General features: G+C 68.9%; 17 protein-coding genes. 10 read left to right on the plus strand and 7 right to left on the minus strand.

Translation table 11 applies throughout. The features are described 5' to 3' along the window. Positions 1 to 27: 27 nt before the first annotated feature. Positions 28 to 2,241 carry a bifunctional diguanylate cyclase/phosphodiesterase gene (locus tag ASF71_RS18280; RefSeq protein WP_056302682.1) on the plus strand — a complete coding sequence of 738 codons (2,214 nt, stop codon included), beginning with the start codon at positions 28 to 30 and terminating at the stop codon, positions 2,239 to 2,241. 14 nt (positions 2,242 to 2,255) lie between these two features. Here ASF71_RS18280 and ASF71_RS24815 read toward each other — a convergent pair whose 3' ends face one another. Then, on the minus strand, positions 2,256 to 2,801 hold the full coding sequence (locus ASF71_RS24815; RefSeq protein ID WP_056302683.1) for a hypothetical protein: 546 nt from the start codon (positions 2,799 to 2,801) through the stop codon (positions 2,256 to 2,258). Positions 2,802 to 2,934: 133 nt separating this feature from the next. Here ASF71_RS24815 and ASF71_RS18290 point away from each other — a divergent pair, with 133 nt between their 5' ends. From ASF71_RS18290 to ASF71_RS18315, 6 genes are all read left to right on the plus strand, one after another. Then, positions 2,935 to 4,095, plus strand: a complete 1,161-nt coding sequence (locus ASF71_RS18290) for an ABC transporter substrate-binding protein (protein WP_056302685.1) — start codon at positions 2,935 to 2,937, stop codon at positions 4,093 to 4,095. Between the two features lie 207 nt (positions 4,096 to 4,302). Beyond that, positions 4,303 to 5,277, plus strand: coding sequence for a branched-chain amino acid ABC transporter permease (locus tag ASF71_RS18295; RefSeq protein ID WP_056302687.1), 975 nt, complete (start codon positions 4,303 to 4,305; stop codon positions 5,275 to 5,277). Between the two features lie 133 nt (positions 5,278 to 5,410). Next, on the plus strand, positions 5,411 to 6,337 hold the full coding sequence (locus ASF71_RS18300; protein WP_056302688.1) for a branched-chain amino acid ABC transporter permease: 927 nt from the start codon (positions 5,411 to 5,413) through the stop codon (positions 6,335 to 6,337). Next, complete coding sequence (locus ASF71_RS18305) at positions 6,334 to 7,116, plus strand: ABC transporter ATP-binding protein (RefSeq protein ID WP_056302690.1); 783 nt, start codon at positions 6,334 to 6,336, stop codon at positions 7,114 to 7,116. Before ASF71_RS18300 ends, ASF71_RS18305 begins: the two co-directional genes overlap by 4 nt. A gap of 1 nt (position 7,117) precedes the next feature. Further along, positions 7,118 to 7,840, plus strand: a complete 723-nt coding sequence (locus ASF71_RS18310) for an ABC transporter ATP-binding protein (protein ID WP_056302692.1) — start codon at positions 7,118 to 7,120, stop codon at positions 7,838 to 7,840. Positions 7,841 to 7,924: 84 nt separating this feature from the next. Further along, entirely contained in the window at positions 7,925 to 9,454 is a 1,530-nt protein-coding gene (locus tag ASF71_RS18315) for a hypothetical protein (RefSeq protein ID WP_082506158.1), read from the plus strand. A 105-nt stretch (positions 9,455 to 9,559) separates the two neighbouring features. Here the strand turns inward: ASF71_RS18315 and ASF71_RS18320 are convergent, their stop codons facing one another. The 5 genes from ASF71_RS18320 to ASF71_RS18340 form a co-directional block, all read right to left on the minus strand. Continuing rightward, entirely contained in the window at positions 9,560 to 10,141 is a 582-nt protein-coding gene (locus ASF71_RS18320; RefSeq protein WP_056302694.1) for a CAP domain-containing protein, read from the minus strand. A gap of 146 nt (positions 10,142 to 10,287) precedes the next feature. Further along, positions 10,288 to 11,235: a signal recognition particle-docking protein FtsY gene (gene ftsY, locus ASF71_RS18325; RefSeq protein WP_056302696.1), complete on the minus strand. Its 948-nt coding sequence runs from the start codon at positions 11,233 to 11,235 to the stop codon at positions 10,288 to 10,290. 90 nt (positions 11,236 to 11,325) lie between these two features. After that, positions 11,326 to 11,826 carry a DUF4385 domain-containing protein gene (locus tag ASF71_RS18330; protein WP_056302698.1) on the minus strand — a complete coding sequence of 167 codons (501 nt, stop codon included), beginning with the start codon at positions 11,824 to 11,826 and terminating at the stop codon, positions 11,326 to 11,328. 110 nt (positions 11,827 to 11,936) lie between these two features. After that, the gene (locus ASF71_RS18335) at positions 11,937 to 12,551 is read right to left on the minus strand and encodes a Dps family protein (protein WP_056302700.1); all 615 of its coding nucleotides are present in this window, start codon (positions 12,549 to 12,551) and stop codon (positions 11,937 to 11,939) included. A 75-nt stretch (positions 12,552 to 12,626) separates the two neighbouring features. Further along, positions 12,627 to 13,529, minus strand: coding sequence for an MBL fold metallo-hydrolase (locus ASF71_RS18340; protein ID WP_056302702.1), 903 nt, complete (start codon positions 13,527 to 13,529; stop codon positions 12,627 to 12,629). A 58-nt stretch (positions 13,530 to 13,587) separates the two neighbouring features. On the opposite strand from ASF71_RS18340, the gene ASF71_RS18345 reads away from it, so the two are divergent. From ASF71_RS18345 to ASF71_RS18355, 3 genes are read left to right on the plus strand one after another with little or no spacing between them, the layout of a single operon-like run. Continuing rightward, positions 13,588 to 15,801: a hypothetical protein gene (locus ASF71_RS18345; protein ID WP_056302704.1), complete on the plus strand. Its 2,214-nt coding sequence runs from the start codon at positions 13,588 to 13,590 to the stop codon at positions 15,799 to 15,801. Next, positions 15,788 to 16,990 (plus strand): aminotransferase class I/II-fold pyridoxal phosphate-dependent enzyme, encoded by a 1,203-nt coding sequence (locus tag ASF71_RS18350; protein ID WP_056302706.1) that lies wholly within the window; start codon positions 15,788 to 15,790, stop codon positions 16,988 to 16,990. The genes ASF71_RS18345 and ASF71_RS18350 overlap by 14 nt, the downstream gene beginning before the upstream one ends. 44 nt (positions 16,991 to 17,034) lie before the next feature. After that, the gene (locus ASF71_RS18355) at positions 17,035 to 17,478 is read left to right on the plus strand and encodes a response regulator (protein ID WP_082506159.1); all 444 of its coding nucleotides are present in this window, start codon (positions 17,035 to 17,037) and stop codon (positions 17,476 to 17,478) included. A gap of 78 nt (positions 17,479 to 17,556) precedes the next feature. Here ASF71_RS18355 and acs read toward each other — a convergent pair whose 3' ends face one another. Next, the gene (gene acs, locus ASF71_RS18360) at positions 17,557 to 19,503 is read right to left on the minus strand and encodes an acetate--CoA ligase (protein ID WP_056302710.1); all 1,947 of its coding nucleotides are present in this window, start codon (positions 19,501 to 19,503) and stop codon (positions 17,557 to 17,559) included. Positions 19,504 to 19,899 lie beyond the last annotated feature (396 nt).

Here is a 19,899-nt window from a genome sequence, read left to right on the forward strand (position 1 = left end):
GCGCCGGGACAAGGACGGACCGCCTCAATGATCCCCGATCTGGACGCGCTGCTGCACCGCCACGGCCTGAGCGCGGCCGTTCCCCCTGGTCCTGGAACCTGGGCGGCCTTTTTGGGGCAACTTGCGGGACAGCTGCGGTCCGGGGGGCATCCTTCGCCGGCGGTCAGCGCGCAGCCGGCGAGTCTCGTCCTCGACCCTGCAGGGCAGATCATGTCGCTGTGCCCGTCGAGCACGGCGCTGCTGGGGCCGGCGGCTCTGGGCACTCCGCTGGAGTCGCACCTGAGCGTCTCGCTGGAGGGTCTGCGGCTGCGCGGCGTACTGGAGCGGGTGCGCGGGGGCGAGACGCTGCGGACGGCCCTCGGGCTGCGGGGCCGGGACGGAGAGACCGTGCCCTGGACCGGCACCCTGAGCCCGATGGGGGGCCACCTGGACAGGCACCTGCTTCTGAGCGGCGAACTCGGCGGTCTGCCGGGGGCCGAGCTGCTCGCGCCCCAGGCCTTCTACGAAGAACTCCTGTGCGCCCTGCCCGCACCGGTCGCCGTGCTCGACGCCCAGCACCGCTATGTGTTCTGCAATCCGGCCGCCATCGCGTCGCCGGAGGTGCGCCGCTGGATCATCGGGCGCACCGACGCCGAGTACGTGCAGCACCGCCAGTTCGCGCCCGAGCTGGCCCAGGCCCGCGAGTACCACTACCTCCAGGCCCGCCAGACCCGCGACACGGTCTTCTGGGAGGAGAGTTTCGGCACGCCGACGCGCACAGTGCAGCTGCGCTCCATGACCCCGATGTTCCGAGAGGACGGCGAACTCGCGCTGTGTATCGGGCACGGCATGGACATCACCGAGCTGCGTCGTACCCAGGACGCCCTGCGCCAGCTCAACAACGAGCTCGAAGACCGGGTGCAGTCCCGAACCGCCCAGCTGAGGACCGTGACCCGCCAGCTGCGCCACGAGGCTTCGCATGACGCCCTGACCGGCCTGCCCAACCGTACCCTGTTCAGCGAGCGCCTGGACATGGCGCTGGCGCGGTCACGCGGTCCCGGCGCCGAGGAATATGCCGTGCTGTTTCTCGACACCGACCGCTTCAAGGGGGTCAACGACACACTGGGACACCCGGCCGGCGACGCCCTGCTGCGCGAACTCTCGGCGCGGCTGCTCGCGGTGCTGCGGCCCGGCGACACCCTGGCGCGCCTGGGCGGCGACGAGTTCGCGGTGCTGCTCACTCCGCTGGACTCGCCCGAGGAGGCCACCGACGTCGCCCGGCGCATGCAGGACGCGCTGCGCCCCCCCATGCAGCTTCACGGGCTGGACATCGCGCTGTCGGTGAGCATCGGGGTGGTACTGGCGCACCCGGAGCACACCAGCTCGGCCGACATCCTGCGGGACGCCGACATCGCCATGTACCGCGCCAAGCACAGCGGCGGCGCGGGCCACCAGGTGTTCACGCCGCAGATGCGCGAGCACACCATGCGCCTGGGGCGACTGGAAAACGAACTCAAGCACGGCCTGGGCCGGGGCGAACTGCGGGTGGTGTACCAGCCGATCATGACGCTGGAGGGCGGCCGGGTGGCAGGGTTCGAGGCGCTGCTGCGCTGGCAGCACCCCGAACACGGCCTGCTGGAGCCGGGGGCTTTTCTGGACGTGGCCGAGGAATGCGGCCTGATGCTCGACATCGACCGCTGGGTGCTGCGCGAGGCCTGCAAGCAGCTGCGGCAGTGGCAGCACGAGAGCCCCCACTTTCCTCCCCTGACACTGAACGTGAACTTCTCGGCGCGGCACTTCGCGGCGCCCGGCGTCTATGAGCAGGTCCGCAGCGTGCTGGCCGATACGGGCTTTCCGCCCGAACGCCTGAACCTGGAAATCACCGAGGGCGCGCTGCTAGCCCGCCCCGAGGCCATCGGGCAGACCCTGGAAAAACTGCGCGCCCTGGGGGTGCGGCTGCACCTCGACGACTTCGGCACCGGCTACTCGTCGCTGAGCTACCTGCATTCCTACCCGCTCGATACCCTCAAGATCGACCGGTCCTTCGTGCAGGGAATGCTGACGAGCGCCAGCAGCGCCGAACTCGTGCGGACCATCATCGCCATGGCCAAGAACATGAATATGCGCGTGGTGGCCGAGGGCATCGAGGAAGTGCGCCACCTCGACGCCCTGCGCGAACTGGGCTGCGACTACGGGCAGGGTTACCTGTTCGCCCGGCCCCTGAGCGTGAACGACGCCCGCAGTTTCGCGCGCGACAACTAGGGCGGCCTGGGCTTTCAGGGCCTCCCTTCCACCGGTGTTCCCGTGCGCAGATCCAGCGACCGGACCCGGCCCATCACGTCCAGCGTCACGGTCTGTTCGTGCACCGTATAGGTCCACGGCGGCTCGACAAACACGCTCCATACCTTGTGGCCCGCCGTGGTCCAGGCAGCCAGTTCCAGTTCGGCCAGCATCAGGATCACGTCGCCGTGCCGGGCAAAAGCCCAGAACCCGAACTCGGCCCGGTCCTCCCAGAGCAGCTCCGGAACCCGGATGTCGTAGGCCAGCACCCGCTCGCCTGCGCCGATGAGCAACACACCCGTCTCGGGGACCAGCAGGACACCGAGCGGAAACCCAGGCCCGCTCGGCTCATGGTGCTGGGCCACGACCAGATCACGGCCCTGGGGGGTGCTCAGGACTACCACGCTGACTGGCCCCGGCTCGCGGCTCTGCACGTCATACTCCCCGAACAGCGCAGCGTGTTCGCGCAGGGCGGTCCAGTCCGCCGGCACCCCGTCTTCGAAGATGCGGAGGTGATATTCCCCTATCTGAACTTCGACCACGCCTGTCTCCTCATCTGCCGCCCTGCCCATCGCCGTCCCAGCTTGACTTCCCCAGAACGCGCACCCATAGTGACACCACTCTTTACATAACTTTCAGACTCGGGCCGGTACGCGGCCTACTGGGGAGGCACAGATGAAACGAGTAGTTCTAGGTTCATTGATCGGCGCGGCGCTGGGCGCAGCGTCGGCACAGAAGGTCGAAACTCCCATCGCCATCGGGATTGCGGTGGCGCAGACCAGCAACGTCGCCCTGTTCGGGCAGGAGCAGGTGGCCGGAGCCAAGCTGGCCGAGAAGCTCATCAACGCGCGCGGGGGCATCGGCGGCACGCCCATCCGCCTGGTGTACCAGGACGCGGGCGGCGACGAGAACGGAGCCATCAACGCCTTCCAGAATCTGATCACCAAGGAGCGTGTGGTGGGCATCGTGGGGCCCACGCTTTCGCAGCAGGCCTTCGCCGCCGACCCCATCGCCGAGCGCGCTAAGATTCCGGTGCTGGGGCCGAGCAACACCGCCAAGGGCATTCCGCAGATCGGCAACTACATCGCCCGCGTGTCGGCGCCCGTGACCGTGATCGCCCCGGCCGCGCTCAAACAGGCCCTCAAGATCGACCCCAAGATCAAGCGCGTAGCCGTAATGTACGCCCAGAACGACGCCTTCTCGGTCAGTGAGACCGGCATCTTCCAGGATACCATCAAGGCCCAGGGCCTCACGGTCGCCACCGTCCAGAAGTCACAGACCACCGACACCGACTTCACCACCCAGGTCACGGCCGTGCTGAACGCCAAGGTGGACCTCGTGGTGATCTCGGCGCTCGCGGCCGACGGCGGCAACATCATCAAGCAGCTGCGCCAGCTGGGCTACAAGGGCTTGATCGTGGGCGGCAACGGCTTCAACACCACCAACCTGTTCGCCGTGTGCCAGAAGGACTGTGACGGCCTGCTCGTCGCCCAGGCATACAGCCCCCTGCAGAGCAGCGCCACCAACCAGGTGTTCGTCAAGGAATACCGCGCGCTGTACAAGAAAGACCCCCCCCAGTTCGCCGCGCAGGCCTACGCGGGCGTGCAGGTCTTCGCCGACGCCCTGCGGGTCATCGACCGCAAGAAGAAACTCGCGCAGTGGGACCTGGGCGACCTGCGCACCGAGCTGAACAAGCAGATTCTCGCCGGCAAGTACAACACGCCGCTGGGCGAGCTCCGCTTCGACAAGGAAGGCGAGGTCAACCAGAAGGAGTTCTTCGTGGCGCAGGTCAAGATGAAAGACGCCAAGAACGGGTCCTTCGTCTTCGTGAAGTAGGACCGCCTCCGGGTAAATCGTTGACGCCGTGACTCCGTCCGGGCGAAGCGGGTTCCGGACGTGGTGTGGGCAGATCAGCGCTGTCCAGGCCAGTCAACGAAACAGACGGAATCCGTAGAAGGCCCCCTCCCGGCCCTGGTCCACGCCGTCAGCTTCCCGGTCCCCGGCTGACGGCGTGACGCATTGCCGCACGCGAAAGGACACCGCATGGATTTCGGCGCATTCATTCAGAACCTTCTCAACGGGCTGGCCATCGGCAGCGTGTACGCCATCTTCGCGCTGGGCTATACCCTCGTCTTCTCGATCCTGGGGATCATCAATTTCGCGCAGGGCGCCGTGTTCACGCTGGGGGCCTACTTCACCTATACGCTGGTGGTCGGCCAGTTCGGCGGTACCGGACTGCTCGCGGGCCTGACGCTCTTCTCCGGGACCTCGCCCTTCTCGGGCAATCCCTGGAGTTTCGGGCTGGCGACCCTGATCGGCGCGGTGCTGGCCGGGGTGGTCGCGGTGATCGTCGAGCGCCTTGCCTTCCGGCCCATGCGCTCGCGCGGCGCCGATCCGCTGCTGGCGCTCGTCAGCAGCCTGGGCGTGTCGCTGGTCATCGTGAACCTCATCCAACTGCTGGTCGGGGCCGAAATCTACACCTTTCCGGCCGACGCCTACGGGCAGGTGCGCCCGGCCCTGAGTTTCCAGATCGGGGACCGCACGGTGGTCATCCGCACGGTGCAGATCATCATCTTCGCCGTCAGCCTCGTGATGCTGCTTATCCTGGGGTACGTCATCGGGCGCACCAAGGTGGGCAAGGCGCTGCGGGCCGTCGCGGAAAACCCCGGCACGGCGAGCCTGCTGGGCATCTCGGTCGACCGCTTCGTACTGATCACGTTCTTCCTGTCGGGCTTTCTAGGGGGACTGGCGGGCACGCTGGTCGGCACGGCCTTCGGGGTGGCCGGGCCGTACTTCGGCATCACCTACGGTCTCAAGGGGCTGGCGGTCATCGTGCTGGGCGGTCTCGGCAGCATTCCGGGCGCGGTGTTGGGGGGCCTGGTCATCGGTCTGGCCGAGGCCTTCGTGCCGGCCGACTACTCGGCGTACAAGGACGCGGTGGCCTTCGCCCTGCTGTTCGTGATCCTGCTCGTGCGGCCCCAGGGCCTGCTGGGCAAAGCGGCCATTCAGAAGGTATGAACGGTCTTGCGTCTGTTCCGCCCACAAACCGGCTCTTCCCCGGTTCATCCATTCCACGTCCGCAGTCCCTTGCTCTCCCCCTCACTTCGCTCGAATTGAATTCCGTTGTGAACGGTTCAACCGGAGTCTGTCTATGAGCGATTTTCTGGCGACCTACGGCTTCCTGATCGTGACGATGGTGCAGGCCGGCCTGCTGGGCCTGAGTCTGTACTTTCCCCTGCAGGCCGGGCAGCTGAGCCTCGCCTCGCCGGGCTTCTATGCCCTGGGCGGATACGCGGCGGCCATCATGCTCACGCACCCGGCCCTGGGGGGCCTGCGCGACAGCCTGGGCAACTTCATATTTCCGCTCACCTGGGTGGTCGCGGCACTCCTCTCGGGAGTGCTGGGGCTGCTGGTGGGCATTCCGGCGCTGCGGCTGCGCGGCATCTATCTCGCGCTGGCGACCATCGCCTTCGTCGAGATCCTGCGGGTCGTCGCGCTGAACCTGACCCTCACCGGGGGCGCGGTGGGCATCTTCGGCATTCCGCAGGCCTTCGGCTTTCAGGACCGCTGGCAGTACCTGTTCATCTTCGGGCCGCTGCTGCTGCTCACGCTGCTGTTCACCCGGCAGCTCGAACGCTCGCGGGTAGGCCGGGCGCTGCGGGCCGTGCGCGAGGACGAACTCGCCGCCGACGCGATGGGCGTGCCGCCGACCCAGTACAAGGTCCTGGCCTTCGTCATCGGGGCTGTCCTGGCAGGCATCGTAGGGGCCATGAGCGCGCCCTTCCTGAACACCTGGAACGCCAAACAGGGCACCTTCGACGCCTCGATCGCCACGCTGGCCTTCGTGCTTATCGGCGGCAGCCGCAGCCTGTGGGGGCCGGTCGTGGGCGGCGCACTCCTGACCGCCGTGCCGGAGGTGCTGCGGTTCCTGGCCGATTGGCGGCTCATCATCAACGGGCTGGTGCTCGTGGTGGCGAGCCTGTACCTGCCGCAGGGCATTGTGGGCGCGCTGGAGCGGCTGCGACGGCCCCGACCCCCGGCGCGGCCCGCCAGTCCCCCGGCGGAGGCGCGGCCATGACCGCTCCCGTTTCCGCTGCGGCCCCTGTGGTCCTCGAAGCCCGCAACATGACCCGGCGCTTCGGCGGACTGGTCGCGGTGAACGACGTCTCATTCGACGTGCGCGAGGGCGAGATCTTCGGGCTGATCGGGCCCAACGGCGCCGGCAAGACCACCCTGTTCAACCTCATGACCGGCCTGACCCCCCCCAGCAGCGGCACCCTGAGCTACAAGGGCACGCGCGTCACCGGTCTCGCGCCGCACCGGGTCGCCGCCCTGGGGCTCAGCCGCACCTTTCAGAACATCCGGCTGTTCCGGGGCCTTTCGGCGCTGGAAAACGTGAAGATCGCCCAGCACCTGCGCACCCGCGCCGGGCTGTGGCAGGGCGTGTTCGGCGCGGCGCGGGCCGAGGAGGAGGCGGTCAATCGCCGCGCCTGGGAACTGCTCGACCTCGTGGGCCTGTCGGACCGGGCGGGCGAGAGTGCCGGCAACTTCTCCTACGGCGACCAGCGGCGCCTGGAGATCGCCCGCGCCCTGGCGACCGAGCCGCGCGTCCTGCTGCTCGACGAACCGGCGGCCGGCATGAACACGGCCGAGAAGGGGCAGCTCACCAGTTTTATCCGCGAGGTGCGGGACCGCTTCGACCTGACGGTGCTGCTCATCGAACACCACGTGCCGCTGGTCATGGGCCTGTGCGACCGGGTGGCCGTGCTGAATTTCGGACAACTCATCGCGGTGGGCGACCCGGCAAGCGTGCAGCGCGACCCCCGGGTCATTGAGGCCTATCTGGGAGGCGAATAACATGACGCCCAGGGGACCCCTGCTCGAACTGAGCAATCTCAGCGTCAACTACGGCGCGATTCAGGCGGTGCGCGGACTGTCGCTGCGGGTCGAGGAAGGCGAGGTCGTCACCCTCATCGGCGCGAACGGCGCGGGCAAGACGACCACCCTGCGCGCCGTCTCGCGGATGCTGCGGCCAGTCGCGGGCAGCGTGCACTTCGCCGGGCGCGACATCACCCGCATTCCGACCGACGAGGCCGTCAAGCTCGGCATCGCCCAGAGTCCGGAGGGCCGGCAGGTCCTGGCGCGCCAGAGCATTCAGGACAACCTGGAACTGGGCGCGTACACCCGCCGGGACGCGGCCGGGGTGCGCGCGGACATCGCCCGGATGTACGAGCGGTTCCCGCGCCTGGGCGAGCGCCGGGGCCAGCTCGCCGGGACGCTGTCGGGCGGCGAACAGCAGATGCTCGCCATCGCCCGCGCGCTCATGAGCCGCCCCAAGCTGCTGCTGCTCGACGAGCCGTCGCTGGGGCTGGCACCCATCATCGTGCGCGAAATCTTCGGAATCATCCGCGAGCTCAACGAGCAGGGCGTGACCATCCTACTCGTCGAGCAGAATGCCCGCCTCGCCATGCAGAGCAGCCACCGGACCTACGTGCTCGAAGCCGGTCAGATCACCTTCGACGGCCCCAGCCGGGAACTGGTGAACGACGAGCGGGTCCTGCAGGCCTATCTGGGCGGCTGAAGCCCGGCCCTTGATGAAGGCGGTCTCAAGCAGGCCGCCTTCTTTTTGCAGAAAGGCCCGAGTTCTGCCCGGTTAAGGTGGAGCATGAGTCCCAGACGCACGGCGCTGCTCGCGGGCCTGGCCCTCGCTCCTTCCCTATGGCCCGGCGCGGCGGCGCAGACCACGGACCGCGCCAAACTTCAGGCGCTCGGCACGGCCTACGCCCTGTACGTCGGGGCCACCTACCTCAAGGACCTGTGTGCCAAACGCGATCCGGCCAGCGCCGCGAAAGTGGGTCAGGCCTACGCCGCGTGGATCAAGACGCAGAACCTCGGCAATTTCGAGGCGCAGGTCTCGCAGAAGGTCGGTAAGGAGCGCCTCGCGCAGCTCCGGGCCAATATGGGAGAGAGCCTTCAGTCGCTGGACACTGCCCTGCAAAAGCTTGGGCCGGCCAACAAGGCGTGCCCGGCCCTGGCGGCGCAGTTGTCGTCGGAGACCTTCGACGTGCGCCGGCAGGTGCCCAACCTGGGGGCGGTGCTGGGCACGGGCGCCCAGTCCGGCGCCGCGCCCGCTCCCCGCCCGGCCGCCTCCAGCGCCAATGTGGCCGTCTACAGCGTCGCGCAGCTCTCCTCGCTCATGGCGCAGACCCTCGCTCCTCTGGCCAAGGCCAGCGGCCAGCAGCAGGACGCGGCCGGGCTGAAGAAGTTGCAGTCGCTGGGAACGGTCATCGCTGTGAGCGGCACGACCCAGCGCTCCCGCTCCATCACCCAGGAAGATGACCGACGCGCGCCGCGCTTTGACGTGTATTGCTACGACATGGCGAAAGACGCCCCCAACCCCCCCAAAGGTCCGGTGACGGTCGCCGGACGCGTGCGCGAGTTTGACCACGATACGGGTATCACGCTCGACACCTGTGTGGTGCTCAGTGCGGCGCAGGCCGGTCAGCTCAAGAAGTCCACCGTCGCCGTCGTAGACGCGGCCTGGCGTTTCAAGGCCCAACCGGCCGAGAAGTTTCTGGTGGCCGCCGGGCAGGGCCTGAAGGACAGCGAGATTCTGGGCGCGTACATGGAACAGTCCACCGGCATCGGGGTGGGCGGCATGGTCCTCACCACCTATCCCGTCTCGTTGTTCCTGAAAGACGGCACCGTCTACAACGATCCCTACTGGGCGCCGGGCAGCTTCAACTACAAGCTCTCGCGTCAGCTCGAACCCCAGAAATGGGGCAAGTGGACGCGCCAGGGAAACAATTTCCTGATCCGCTGGGGCGACGGCGACACCGATACCTTCGAGGTCGAGGGGACCCTCAAGGCCCTGCCGGCCGGGACCAAGCTCAGCGGCGCCTTTCAGACCATCTCCGGCGGCGGCACTACGGCGCTGGGCGGCGACGTGATGGTAGCTGGCGGGGGCAACTACGCGTTCCAGCCCGACGGAACCTTCAGCGGCGGGCGTTTCGGCAGCGTGAGCAGTTCAAACGTGGCGGCGGGCAGTACCCGCAAGATAGGCGGCACCTACGTGGTCAGCGGGTACGGCATCACACTCAAGGCTACGGGCGGCCAGGAGCAGCGGCTGTTCTTCGCGCGCTACGACAAGGACCTGCTGTATATCGGCGGCTCGTCCTACACGCCCGACCGCTGAAGCCCGGAGATACAAAGGGGCCGGACGCCTTTCCTCACGGAGGCGCCCGGCCCAGATATCTTTGTGACGCGCACGGGTCTCAGGCCCACGCGCGCAGGGAGCGCCTCAGCGGGCGCCGAACTCCTGGACGCCGTAGGTACTGAGGAAACTGCCCGGCTGGTTCAGGAAGGTCACGCCGACCTCGTCGTACTCCGGCGCCATGATGGCCGCGCAGTGGGCGGGGCTGGCCAGCCACCCGGCCGTCATCTCGCCCAGGGCGTACCCACCGATGATGTTCTCACCGAGCGCCTTCCAGCCGGTGTACCCGGCCGCCTCGTTGCGTTTCTCGAAGGTGCCGCCCTCCGGGTCGACATGCGCGAAGAAACTCCGGGCCGCCATGTCCTGCGCGTAGGCGCGGGCCGACTTTGCCAGATACCCGTTCCAGGTCAGGGCGCCCACTGCCGGCATGTACTGGTTCCCGCAGGTCCGGCCCACGGCGCGGGCGGCGTTCAATTCACGCAGCAGCTGCGCCTCCGCGGCAGTCTGGGTCTGGTCACCGGGATTCGGCTTGGCGGTAGCCCCGACCGCTGCTGGAGGTGCGTCTACCGGATTGGGGGCAGAACTGGTACTGCCCCCGACCTTCACCCCGCTTCCACAGGCGGCGAGAAGGAGAGGGAGAAGCAGCAGGGGCAGGGGGCGACACGTCATGAGGGTCCTTTGCGCCGGCAGACTGCCCCGGCGACTGATGTCCCTACAGACTAGAAAGTCAGTCCTCTCCAAATCTTGACAGCCGCACAAGCGTCTGTGGGGGGGGGATGGTCCACCCCCCCACACCGGACCCATGCCGCACTGGCCTACTGGGGCAACTGCACGTCGAACAAGGCCCGCACGAAATCGCGGCTGTCGAAGGGCTGGAGGTCGCCGGCCTGCTCGCCCACCCCGATGAACTTGATGGGCACCCCCAGTTCGCGGACGATAGGCACGAGGATACCGCCCTTGGCCGTGCCGTCGAGCTTGGTCACGACCACCCCAGTCAGGGGGGTGGATTCGTGGAACTTCTTGGCCTGCTGCAGCCCGTTCTGGCCCGTCACGGCGTCGAGCACCAGCCAGACCTCGGTCGGCTCGCCGGGGTCGGCCTTGTCCACCACGCGCTGCACCTTTTTCAGTTCCTCCATCAGGTTGTGCTTGTTGTGCAGCCGTCCGGCCGTGTCGATGAGCAGCAGGTCGGTGCCGCGCGCCTTGCGGGCACTCGCCGCGTCGAAGGCCACCGCGGCCGGGTCGCCCCCCTCCGGGCCCTGCACCACCGGCACGCCCAGGCGCTCACCCCACACGCCGAGTTGCGCGCCCGCCGCCGCGCGGAAGGTGTCGCCCGCCGCGAACATCACGCTCCGGCCACGCTCCATGTAGTACTGCCCGAGCTTGGCGATGGTGGTCGTCTTGCCCACGCCGTTCACCCCGATCACCATGACCACGTGTCCCTTGGGGTCTACACGGCTGCGGCCGACCTCGGGCGCGAAGCCCAACTTACGGAACTCGGCGCGCCGGGCGTCGGGTTCGAGTTGCAGGGTCAGCGCCTGCATGAGGGCGTCTTGCAGGTTGCCCCCGCCGATTCGTCGGATGTCCTCGATGATCTCCTCGGTTGCCGCGCGGCCCACATCGGCAGCGATCAGGGCGTACTCGAGGTCCTCAATGGTATCCATGCGCGTGAACGCCGCCTGAACGTCGCCTCCCAGGTCGGCCGTGCCGCTGAGCTGCGCGCGGGTCTTGCCCAGGCCGGCACGCAGACGGTCGAGCCAGCTCACGCGCCGCTCCGGGGCAGGATGTGACTTACAGGAAGGTGCATAACCTCAGCATACCGCGCTCAAGGTCGGCCGACCGTGTCGCCGGGCTGCTCAGCCGTACTGCGCCTTGTGGGCTTTTTTCCGCTTGGCGTAGGTCTCGTTCGCCTCGGCCTCGTCCCACTTCGCCTTGAAGATACGGGCCGACTCGGCCTTGACCGGGTCCTCGGGGCTGCGGGGCAGTTCGGCGCGGCCGTGCGCGCCACTCTGGCCCTTCTTGCCCTCGGGCACGGGGCCGTCGTACTTCTTGCCGCCCTTGTGGTTGGCGTAGCGCCGCGAGCGGGTGTACCCCATCTGGAGAAACTTGCGGGCCATGTCGGCCCCCACGAAGTCATCCTGCGCGAGGTAGTCGAGAAACATCGCGTAGATCTTCTCGCTGCTCCCGCGCGCCGCGTCCGGCGTGGCGAATCGCCAGTGGGGCAGGATCTCGGCCTTGTACGGCTGAACAAGCAGTACACCCTGCTCACCTATGCCGACCCGGTAGAGCTCGGGGTGGGCACGCAGGTCAAGGTCTGCATAGTGCAGCGCGTAGTCGAATTTGGGTTTACCGGCCACGTTGACCTCCAGCTCAGACCTCCGGCCCAAAGCAAAAGGCCACCAGGCTGCCCCAGTGGCCCTGACACTCTCCCGCTTTGCTCGGCCCCTTCGGGGCGGCGGGGAGGGTGTCAGTTCATCCGGTCGTCGTCCATGATTGCCTGGAGCATCCACCGGATCTTGTCGGTCGTGGCGGCGTATCCGTTGTACATGTCGGCCGTGGCAGGGTCGTTGTGGTCGTCCACCGTCTTGCTGTCGTCGCGGTAAGCCCTGGAGATACGGGTCAGGTCCTGCACGAGGTCGGCAACCTGGGTGCGGGCGTCGCGCACGGTCTCGGTGGGCACCTTGATCACGCTGTAGCGTTCGAGGTCGCTCGGGGCACTCGCCGGGCTGCCGCCGAGGGCCACGAGGCGCTCGGCCTGCTCGTCGATGCTCTCGAAGAACTCCTCGATGAACTCGTCGTAGGCGAGGTGCAGGTCGCGGAAGAAGCGGCCGCGGATGTCCCAGTGATACTTCTTGAACTTCAGGTACAGCGTGATGGTGGTCGAGAGGTTACGCTGCAGCGTCTCGGCGACGACCTGAAATTCCTCTTCCGAGAGGTAGTTGTGGTCCACCAGCGCATTGTTGGTGACGTTCATGTGGGCGGCGTCGGCCTGGTCCGTGTTCTGGGCCACGGCGGCGACCGGCGCGCCGTCCGAAGTCTCCTGCAGGGGGGCCTTCTTGGAAGACTTGCTCTTCTTGGTCATGGGGTCACGCTACGCCCCCCCACGAAAGCGCGCCCATAGCCGTTTCTTCACGTTTCCGCCGCCTAGGCCGCCCTCTCAGGTCCGGGCGAAGACCAGCCGGTTGGCCTCCACCCGCAGCGCCGCTCCGCCCGAGGCGCACAGTTCGCCGAGGTGGGCACTGACCACCGCGCGGTTGAGCACCAGGGCCGCCGCGTCCGTCATGACGACCCCCAGCGCGGCGCACACGCGGGCCAGCACCTCGTCCACGCCCGCCTCGCCGACCGCGAGGGCCCGCTGCACCGCGCCGGTGGTTCTTTCGTAGGCCGCGAGATTCTCAGCCACCAGGCCAGCGAGGTCGTCGGTCGGAGCGCCGTGGCCCGGCACGGTCAGGCGCACACCCGTCAGGCGCCCCAGTGCCCCGGCGCTCGCCTTCTGGGCGGCCGAGTCGGCACAGAAGGTCAGGGGATGGCGCGCGAGCGCGGCCGGACCGAACAGGGCGTCGGCGGCGTACAACACGTCTCCGGCACGGACCGCGTACATCTGGGCGGCGTGGCCCGGCACGGCCAGCAGCTCCAGCGTTACGCCACCCAGGGTCTGTATGCCCTCCCCCACCGGCTGCGCGGGGCTGGAGGGGGCCAGCAGGAACTTCCCGCGCAGCTCAAGCGGGGGCCACGCGCCGTACAGCGACAACGGCTCCAGGACAGGGTGGGTGATGATTGCCGACTCCAGCGGAGGAGCGTGGACCGGAATGTCCGGATACCTGCCCAGGATGTGCGCGTTGCCGCCGTGGTGGTCCGCGTGGCTGTGGGTGTTCAGGATAGCCGAGGGCCGCAGGCCTGCCCCCGCGACCGCGCGCAGCAGCTTGCGGGCGTGCGAGTCGTCCAGACCGGTGTCAATGAGCAGGGCCCCACCGCCCCCGTCCCCCGCGGCCAGCACGAGGCTGTTGACCGCGCCGGGAAACAGGAACACGCCGGGAGCCAGTGGAGTCAGGTCACTCATGGGAGCAGCGTAGAGTGCCCGCCTCCCTGCCGGACGCGTGCGGCGTAAGCTGCCGGATATGGCGCAGGCCCCCGGCGATCCGACTTCTCCAGTTCCTTCCTCCCAGAGCGCCTTCCAGCGCTGGTTTTTCGAAACGGACGCGCCCGAGCCGCAGGGCTTCTACGAGGGCGAGCAGCAGGTCAAGGCCCAGCACCACACCCAGCCGTGGTGGAAGGTGATGTGCCTGACCGGCGTGGACTACTTCTCGACCCTGGGCTACCAGCCGGGCATCGCCGCCCTGGCCGCCGGCGCACTGTCGCCGATCGCCACGCTGGTCCTGGTGCTCGTGACCCTGTTCGGCGCGCTGCCCATGTACCGCCGGGTCGCGGGCGAGAGCCCGCACGGCGACGGCAGCCTCTCGATGCTCGAACGGCTGCTGAGCTACTGGCCCAGCAAGGTGCTCGTCCTGTCGCTGCTGGGCTTCGTGGCGACGGGCTTCGTCATCACCATCACGCTCTCGGCCGCCGACGCGGCGGCGCACATGACCGAGAACCCCTTTCTGCGCTCGGCACTGCATGGCCAGGAGGTCGCCATCGCCCTGGCGCTTATCGCGCTGCTGGGGGCGGTGTTTCTCAAGGGCTTCAAGGAGGCCATCGGCATCGCGGTCGTGCTCGTCGTGCTGTACCTGAGCCTGAGCCTCGTGGTGGTCGGCAACGGCGCGCTCGAGGTACTGCGCAACCCGCAGGTGGCCGGCGACTGGTGGGCGGCGCTGCGGTCGAGTTACGCCTCGCCGCTGGCGATCATCGGGGCGGCCCTGCTCGTGTTCCCGCGCCTGGCCCTGGGGCTCTCGGGCTTCGAGACCGGCGTGGTCGTCATGCCCCTCGTCCGGGGCGACGCCGGCGACACCGAGGCCCAGCCCACCGGCCGCATCCGCAACACGCGCAAGCTCCTGACGAGCGCGGCGCTCATCATGAGCGTGATGCTGATCGGCTCGGCCTTCGTCACGACCTTTCTCGTGCCGCGCGCCGCCTTCTGGCCCGACATCACCGTCTCGCGCAACGTGAACGCTGCCGACCTCTCGGCCGGACGCGCCGTGCTGAACGTGCCGCTCGACAACCCGAACAACCCACACGAGCTCTACAGCCTGGGCCTGCCGGCCGGGCGCACCGGCACCTTCACCCTCCCCGCACAGACGGTGGGCGGGCCGGTCGACCTGAGCGTCACCGTCACCCGCAACGCCGCGGGCGGCTCGGCCACCGTAACGGTGTTCAAGCCGGCCGGCGAGGCGAACGGGCGGGCCCTGGCCTATCTCGCGCACGAGCGCCTGGGCGAGGGGTTCGGCAGTCTCTATGACCTGTCGACCATCCTGATCCTGTGGTTTGCGGGGGCGTCGGCGATGGCGGGTCTGCTCAACATCGTGCCGCGCTACCTGCCCCGCTACGGCATGGCCCCCGAGTGGGCGCGCGCGACCCGGCCGCTGGTGGTGCTGTTCATCGCCGTCAGCGCGCTGGTGACGGCACTGTTCCGCGCCGACGTGGACGCCCAGAGCGGGGCCTACGCGACCGGGGTGCTGGCCCTGATGACCTCGGCGGCCATCGCCGTGTTCCTCACCGAGCGCCGGCGCGGGCACCGGGGGCCGAGCGTCCTGTTCGGAATCATCAGCCTGCTGTTCGTCTACACGAGCGCCGTGACCATCCGCGAACGCCCCGAGGGCCTGTGGATCGCGCTGCTGTTCATCCTGGCCATCCTCATCGTCAGCGTGGCCTCCCGCGTGAGCCGCAGCACCGAACTCCGCGTGCAGCGGGTGGTCTTCGACGACAAGGCGACCGCGATGCTCGGGCGCGTCCGCGAACGCGGGCTGCCCCTGCGCTTCATCGCCAACCGCCTGAACGCGGGCGACAACGCCGAATACGTCCTCAAGGCGCTCGACGTGCGCCTCGACAACCACCTGTCGGGCGGGCAGGCGGCGCTGTTTCTGGAGGTCGAGATCACCGACGCGAGCGATTTCGCGGCGACTGTACCTGTCACGGGCGTCAAGGTCGGCCCGCACCTGATCCTGCGCGCGCGCGGCAGCAGCGTGCCCAACACGCTGGCGGCCGTGCTGCTCTACGTGCGCGACCTGACCGGCACGCCGCCCCACGTGTACTTCGAGTGGTCGGAGAAGGGACCGGCCGGCAACGCCCTGCGCTTCCTGCTCGCGGGCGAGGGCGACATTCCGCCGCTCACGCACGAGGTCCTGCGCGTGGCCGAGCGCGACGCGGCGCGGCGACCGGTGGTTCATGTCGGGGGCTGAGCCCACGCCGGGGGCTGGCAGCCGGGGCTGGGCGTCCGGGCGCGCAGCGGCCGTGCCGGGCAGCGTCTTCGGGCAGATGAACGCGGCGGCCGGCCGGGCGCGCGCCGCCGGGCTGGAGGTCATCGACCTGAGCATCGGCAGCAGCGACCAACCGCCGCCCGAGCCTGCCCTCGCGGCGCTGCGGGAGGCCACCCACGACCCAGCCACCTACCGCTATCCGCTGTTCTCGGACACCGCGCCGCTGCGGGAGGCGGCCGCCGCGTACCTGGCGCGGCGCTTCGGCGTGACCGTGGACCCGGAGACCGAGGTGCTGCCCCTCATCGGCGCCCAGGAAGGCCTGGCCCACCTGCTGTTGGCCGTGACCGACCCCGGTGACACCCTGCTGCTGCCCGACCCCTGTTACCCGCCCTATCTGGGCGCGGCGGCGGTGGCGGGCCTGCGCACCGTGCCGCTGCCCCTGTTGCCCGCGCGCGGCTTCCTGCCCGACCTCGACGCGGTGCCGGCAGACACGGCCCCCCGCGCCCTGCTACTCAACTACCCCAACAACCCGACCTCGGCCGTGGCCGACGAGGCCTTCTTCGCTCGCGCCGCCGCGTGGTGCCGTGCGCGGGGCACGCTGCTCATCCACGACCACCCCTACGCCGAGCTCACCTTCGGGGGCTACCGCGCGCCGAGTGCGCTGGGGGCGGGCCTGGAAGGCGTCGTCGAACTCCATTCGCTGAGCAAGACCCATCACCTGGGCGGCTTCCGGGTGGGCTTCGCTGCCGGAGACGCGGGGGCCATCGCGGCGCTCGCGCGGGTCAAGGGAGCGGTAGATTTCCACGCGTACCTGGGGATCCAGCGGGCGGCGACGGTGGCCCTGGGCTTGCCCGACGCCCTGGGCCGGGCGGCCGCGCGCATCTTCGAAGAGCGGCGCGACACCCTGGTGCCGGCCCTGCGGGCACTGGGCTGGGAGGTCGCCACCCCGCAGGCGAGCATGTACGTCTGGGCGCAGGTACCGGGCCTGACCGACAGCGTGGCCTACGCCGTGCGCGTGGCCGAGGACACCGGCGTGGTCCTGAATCCGGGGCGGGCCTTCGGAACACGGGGCGAGGGCTCCGTGCGCTTCGCGCTCGTGCAGCCGCCGCCGCGTCTGGCCGAGGCGGCGCGGCGACTGGCCCAGGCGCCGGTACAGGGCCGGCAATCGTAGGCTGAAACAGGCTCTGCTTACTGACCGTATGTAGAATGATAGAGATGAGGGCTTCCGGCACAACGGGCAGGCAGATGCAGATTCTGCTGGTAGAGGACAGCGAGGCCGACGCCTTTCTGACCCAGGCGGCCTTCGAGACCCTCTCTCTGCCTCCCCAGTTCACGGTCTGTGCCGACGGCCTGTTCGCCATCGAGCACCTTCAGGGACTGCTCCGCGAGCAGCAGCCTCTGCCTGACCTGCTGCTCGTGGACATCAATATGCCGCGCATGGACGGCTTCGAGCTGATCGCCTACCTCAAGGCCAACGAGGACCTGCGGCACCTGCCGGTGCTCGTTTTCAGCACGAGCAGCGCTCCGCAGGACGTACGGCGCTCCTACGAGGCGCACGCGAGCAGCTACATCTGCAAGCCGGTGGCCTACCCCGACTACGACCGCGTGGTCCAGGCCGTCGAGGCGTTCTGGATGAACACGGCCCGCCTGCCCACCTGAGCCGGTCTCTGTATAGCGTCACCCGCATACAGAGCCGGCCCCCACCCTCCCGGTGGAGGCCGGCTTATCACTGACGTCTCAGACCGCCGGAGTCGCGGCCAGGCGGGTCAGGACGCTGGGATCTTCGAGGGTACTCGTATCGCCCTGCACTTCCTGTCCTGCGGCGATCTGACGCAGGAACCGGCGCATGATCTTGCCGCTGCGGGTCTTGGGCAGCGCGTCGGCCACGATGATGGCGTCGGGGCGGGCCAGCGCACCGATCTCGCGGGTGACGTGGGCGCGCAGGGCGGCCGGGTCCACCACCTGCCCGAGCTGCGGCAGCACGAAGGCGACCACGCCCTCACCCTTGACCGCGTCGGGCTTGCCGACGACCGCCGCCTCGGCCACTGAGGGGTGCGACACGAGCGCCGACTCGATCTCCATGGTGCCCAGGCGGTGCCCGGAAACGTTGAGGACATCGTCCACGCGGCCCACCACCGTCACGTAGCCGTCGGCGTCGCGCCGCGCGCCGTCGCCCGCGAAGTACACGTGCGGAATCTCGCCCCAGTAGGTCTTCTGGTAGCGGGCGTCGTCGCCGTACACCGTGCGCAGCATGCTGGGCCAGGGCCGCTTGACCACCAGCAGGCCGCCCTCGTCGGGGCCGAGTTCCTGGCCGTCACGGGTCATGATCGCCACGTCCACCCCGAACATCGGCACGCCCGCGCTGCCCGGCTTGGCCGCAAAGGCTCCCGGCAGCGTGGTCAGCATGATCGAGCCGGTCTCGGTCTGCCACCAGGTGTCCACGACCGGGCAGCGTTCGCCGCCGATGACGCGCCAGTACCACATCCACGCCTCGGGGTTGATCGGCTCGCCCACCGACCCCAGCAGGCGTAGGCTGCTCAGATCGTAGCGGGCGGGCACCTCGTCGCCCTGGCGCATGAAGGACCGGATGGCGGTCGGCGCCGTGTACAGGATGGTCACGCCGTGCTTCTGCACGAGGTCCCAGTAGCGGCCCCAGTCGGGCTGGTTGGGCGCGCCCTCGTACATCAGGACCGTGGCGCCGTTGAGCAGCGGGCCGTACACGCTGTAGCTGTGGCCCGTGACCCAGCCCACATCGGCGGTGCACCAGTACACGTCGCCCGGCTTGAGGTCGAAGACGCTCTGGGTGGTGAGGTAGGTGCCCACCATATAGCCGCCTGTGGTGTGCACGATCCCCTTGGGTTTGCCGGTGCTGCCCGAGGTGTAGAGCACGAACAGCGGGTGCTCGCTGTCGAGGGCGGCGGCCTCGTGCTCCTCGCTCGCCGCCCCCACGGCGTCGTGCCACCACACGTCGCGGCCGGGCTGCATGGGCGCGTCGCAGCCCGCGCGGCACACCACCAGGACGTTCTCCAGGCACGGGGCCAGGGCGGCGGCCTCGTCGGCGTTGGCCTTGAGGTTCACGAGGGCGCCCCGGCGGTAGCCCGCGTCGGCGGTGATGAGCAGGCGGCTCTCGGCATCACGGATCCGGTCGGCCAGCGCCGACACCGAGAAGCCCCCGAAGACCACGCTGTGCGTCGCTCCGATGCGCGCGCAGGCCAGCATGGCGATGGCGGCCTCGGGAATCAGCGGCAGGTACAGGGTCACGCGGTCGCCGGCCTTCACACCCAGGGCCTCCAGCGCATTGGCGGCCTTCTTCACCTCGCGCAGCAGCTCGGCGTAGGTGTAGGTACGGACCTCGCCGTCCTCGCCCTCCCAGATGATCGCGCGCTTGTCCCCCAGGCCGCGCGCTACGTTGCGGTCCAGGGCGTTGTAGGCCACGTTGGTCTGGCCGCCCACGAACCAGCGGGCGTGCGGCTCCTGCCAGTCGAGCACCTGTTCCCAGGGCTTCATCCAGGCCAGTTCACCCGCGACCTCGGCCCAGAACTCGTCGGGGTCGTCGAGGCTGCGGCGGTACAGGCGGTCGTAATCCCCCCGCGACAGGCTGGCCCGCGAGGCAAAGTCGGCGCTGGGCGGAATGACGCGGGTTTCGTGCAGCATGGCAGCGATCTGGTCGTTGGCCTGGGTCATGGCGGGAACCTCCGGAAAGCAGGGCGGGGCTCGGGGCGGCAGGCGGGAGCATAAATGGGCCCCGGCCTGGGCCTCCTGGTTGTCGATTCCCTCACTCTAGCGCCCGCCTCCGGAGACATGACGCCGTGCTCCCTCAGCAGGCCGGAGGGGACGCTGGGAACTCGCTGGGCGATACGGTCCCCGCCCACTCCCAACCTTGGGATCATCGTACAACTCGAAGGTCTAGCGGGACCACTGCCGCGCCTCCAGCAGCTCCGGCACCGCCCCGAAGATCGCTGGGTCGGCCCTCTCACTGGCCCTGGCCCGCTTGCTCCAGCGCGACGTACAGATACACCGTCTCCCGGGGGTTCACGGCCTCGACCTCCGATGAAATCGGGAGTCTGTCGCCTAGCCTTC

The sequence above is a fragment of the Deinococcus sp. Leaf326 genome (genome assembly GCF_001424185.1).
GTDB lineage: Bacteria > Deinococcota > Deinococci > Deinococcales > Deinococcaceae > Deinococcus.

Excerpts from the sequence above, each read along its gene's own strand:
- ASF71_RS18335 (WP_056302700.1), bottom strand. The coding sequence starts at position 12,551 with ATGACCAAGAAGAGCAAGTCTTCCAAGAAGGCCCCCCTGCAGGAGACT.
- ASF71_RS18340 (WP_056302702.1), bottom strand. The coding sequence starts at position 13,529 with ATGAGTGACCTGACTCCACTGGCTCCCGGCGTGTTCCTGTTTCCCGGC.
- ASF71_RS18350 (WP_056302706.1), top strand. The coding sequence starts at position 15,788 with ATGTCGGGGGCTGAGCCCACGCCGGGGGCTGGCAGCCGGGGCTGGGCG.
- ASF71_RS18280 (WP_056302682.1), top strand. The coding sequence starts at position 28 with ATGATCCCCGATCTGGACGCGCTGCTGCACCGCCACGGCCTGAGCGCG.
- ASF71_RS18345 (WP_056302704.1), top strand. The coding sequence starts at position 13,588 with ATGGCGCAGGCCCCCGGCGATCCGACTTCTCCAGTTCCTTCCTCCCAG.
- ASF71_RS18315 (WP_082506158.1), top strand. The coding sequence starts at position 7,925 with ATGAGTCCCAGACGCACGGCGCTGCTCGCGGGCCTGGCCCTCGCTCCT.
- ASF71_RS18300 (WP_056302688.1), top strand. The coding sequence starts at position 5,411 with ATGAGCGATTTTCTGGCGACCTACGGCTTCCTGATCGTGACGATGGTG.
- ASF71_RS18305 (WP_056302690.1), top strand. The coding sequence starts at position 6,334 with ATGACCGCTCCCGTTTCCGCTGCGGCCCCTGTGGTCCTCGAAGCCCGC.
- ASF71_RS18355 (WP_082506159.1), top strand. The coding sequence starts at position 17,035 with ATGAGGGCTTCCGGCACAACGGGCAGGCAGATGCAGATTCTGCTGGTA.
- acs (WP_056302710.1), bottom strand. The coding sequence starts at position 19,503 with ATGACCCAGGCCAACGACCAGATCGCTGCCATGCTGCACGAAACCCGC.
- ASF71_RS18310 (WP_056302692.1), top strand. The coding sequence starts at position 7,118 with ATGACGCCCAGGGGACCCCTGCTCGAACTGAGCAATCTCAGCGTCAAC.
- ASF71_RS18290 (WP_056302685.1), top strand. The coding sequence starts at position 2,935 with ATGAAACGAGTAGTTCTAGGTTCATTGATCGGCGCGGCGCTGGGCGCA.
- ASF71_RS18295 (WP_056302687.1), top strand. The coding sequence starts at position 4,303 with ATGGATTTCGGCGCATTCATTCAGAACCTTCTCAACGGGCTGGCCATC.
- ASF71_RS18320 (WP_056302694.1), bottom strand. The coding sequence starts at position 10,141 with ATGACGTGTCGCCCCCTGCCCCTGCTGCTTCTCCCTCTCCTTCTCGCC.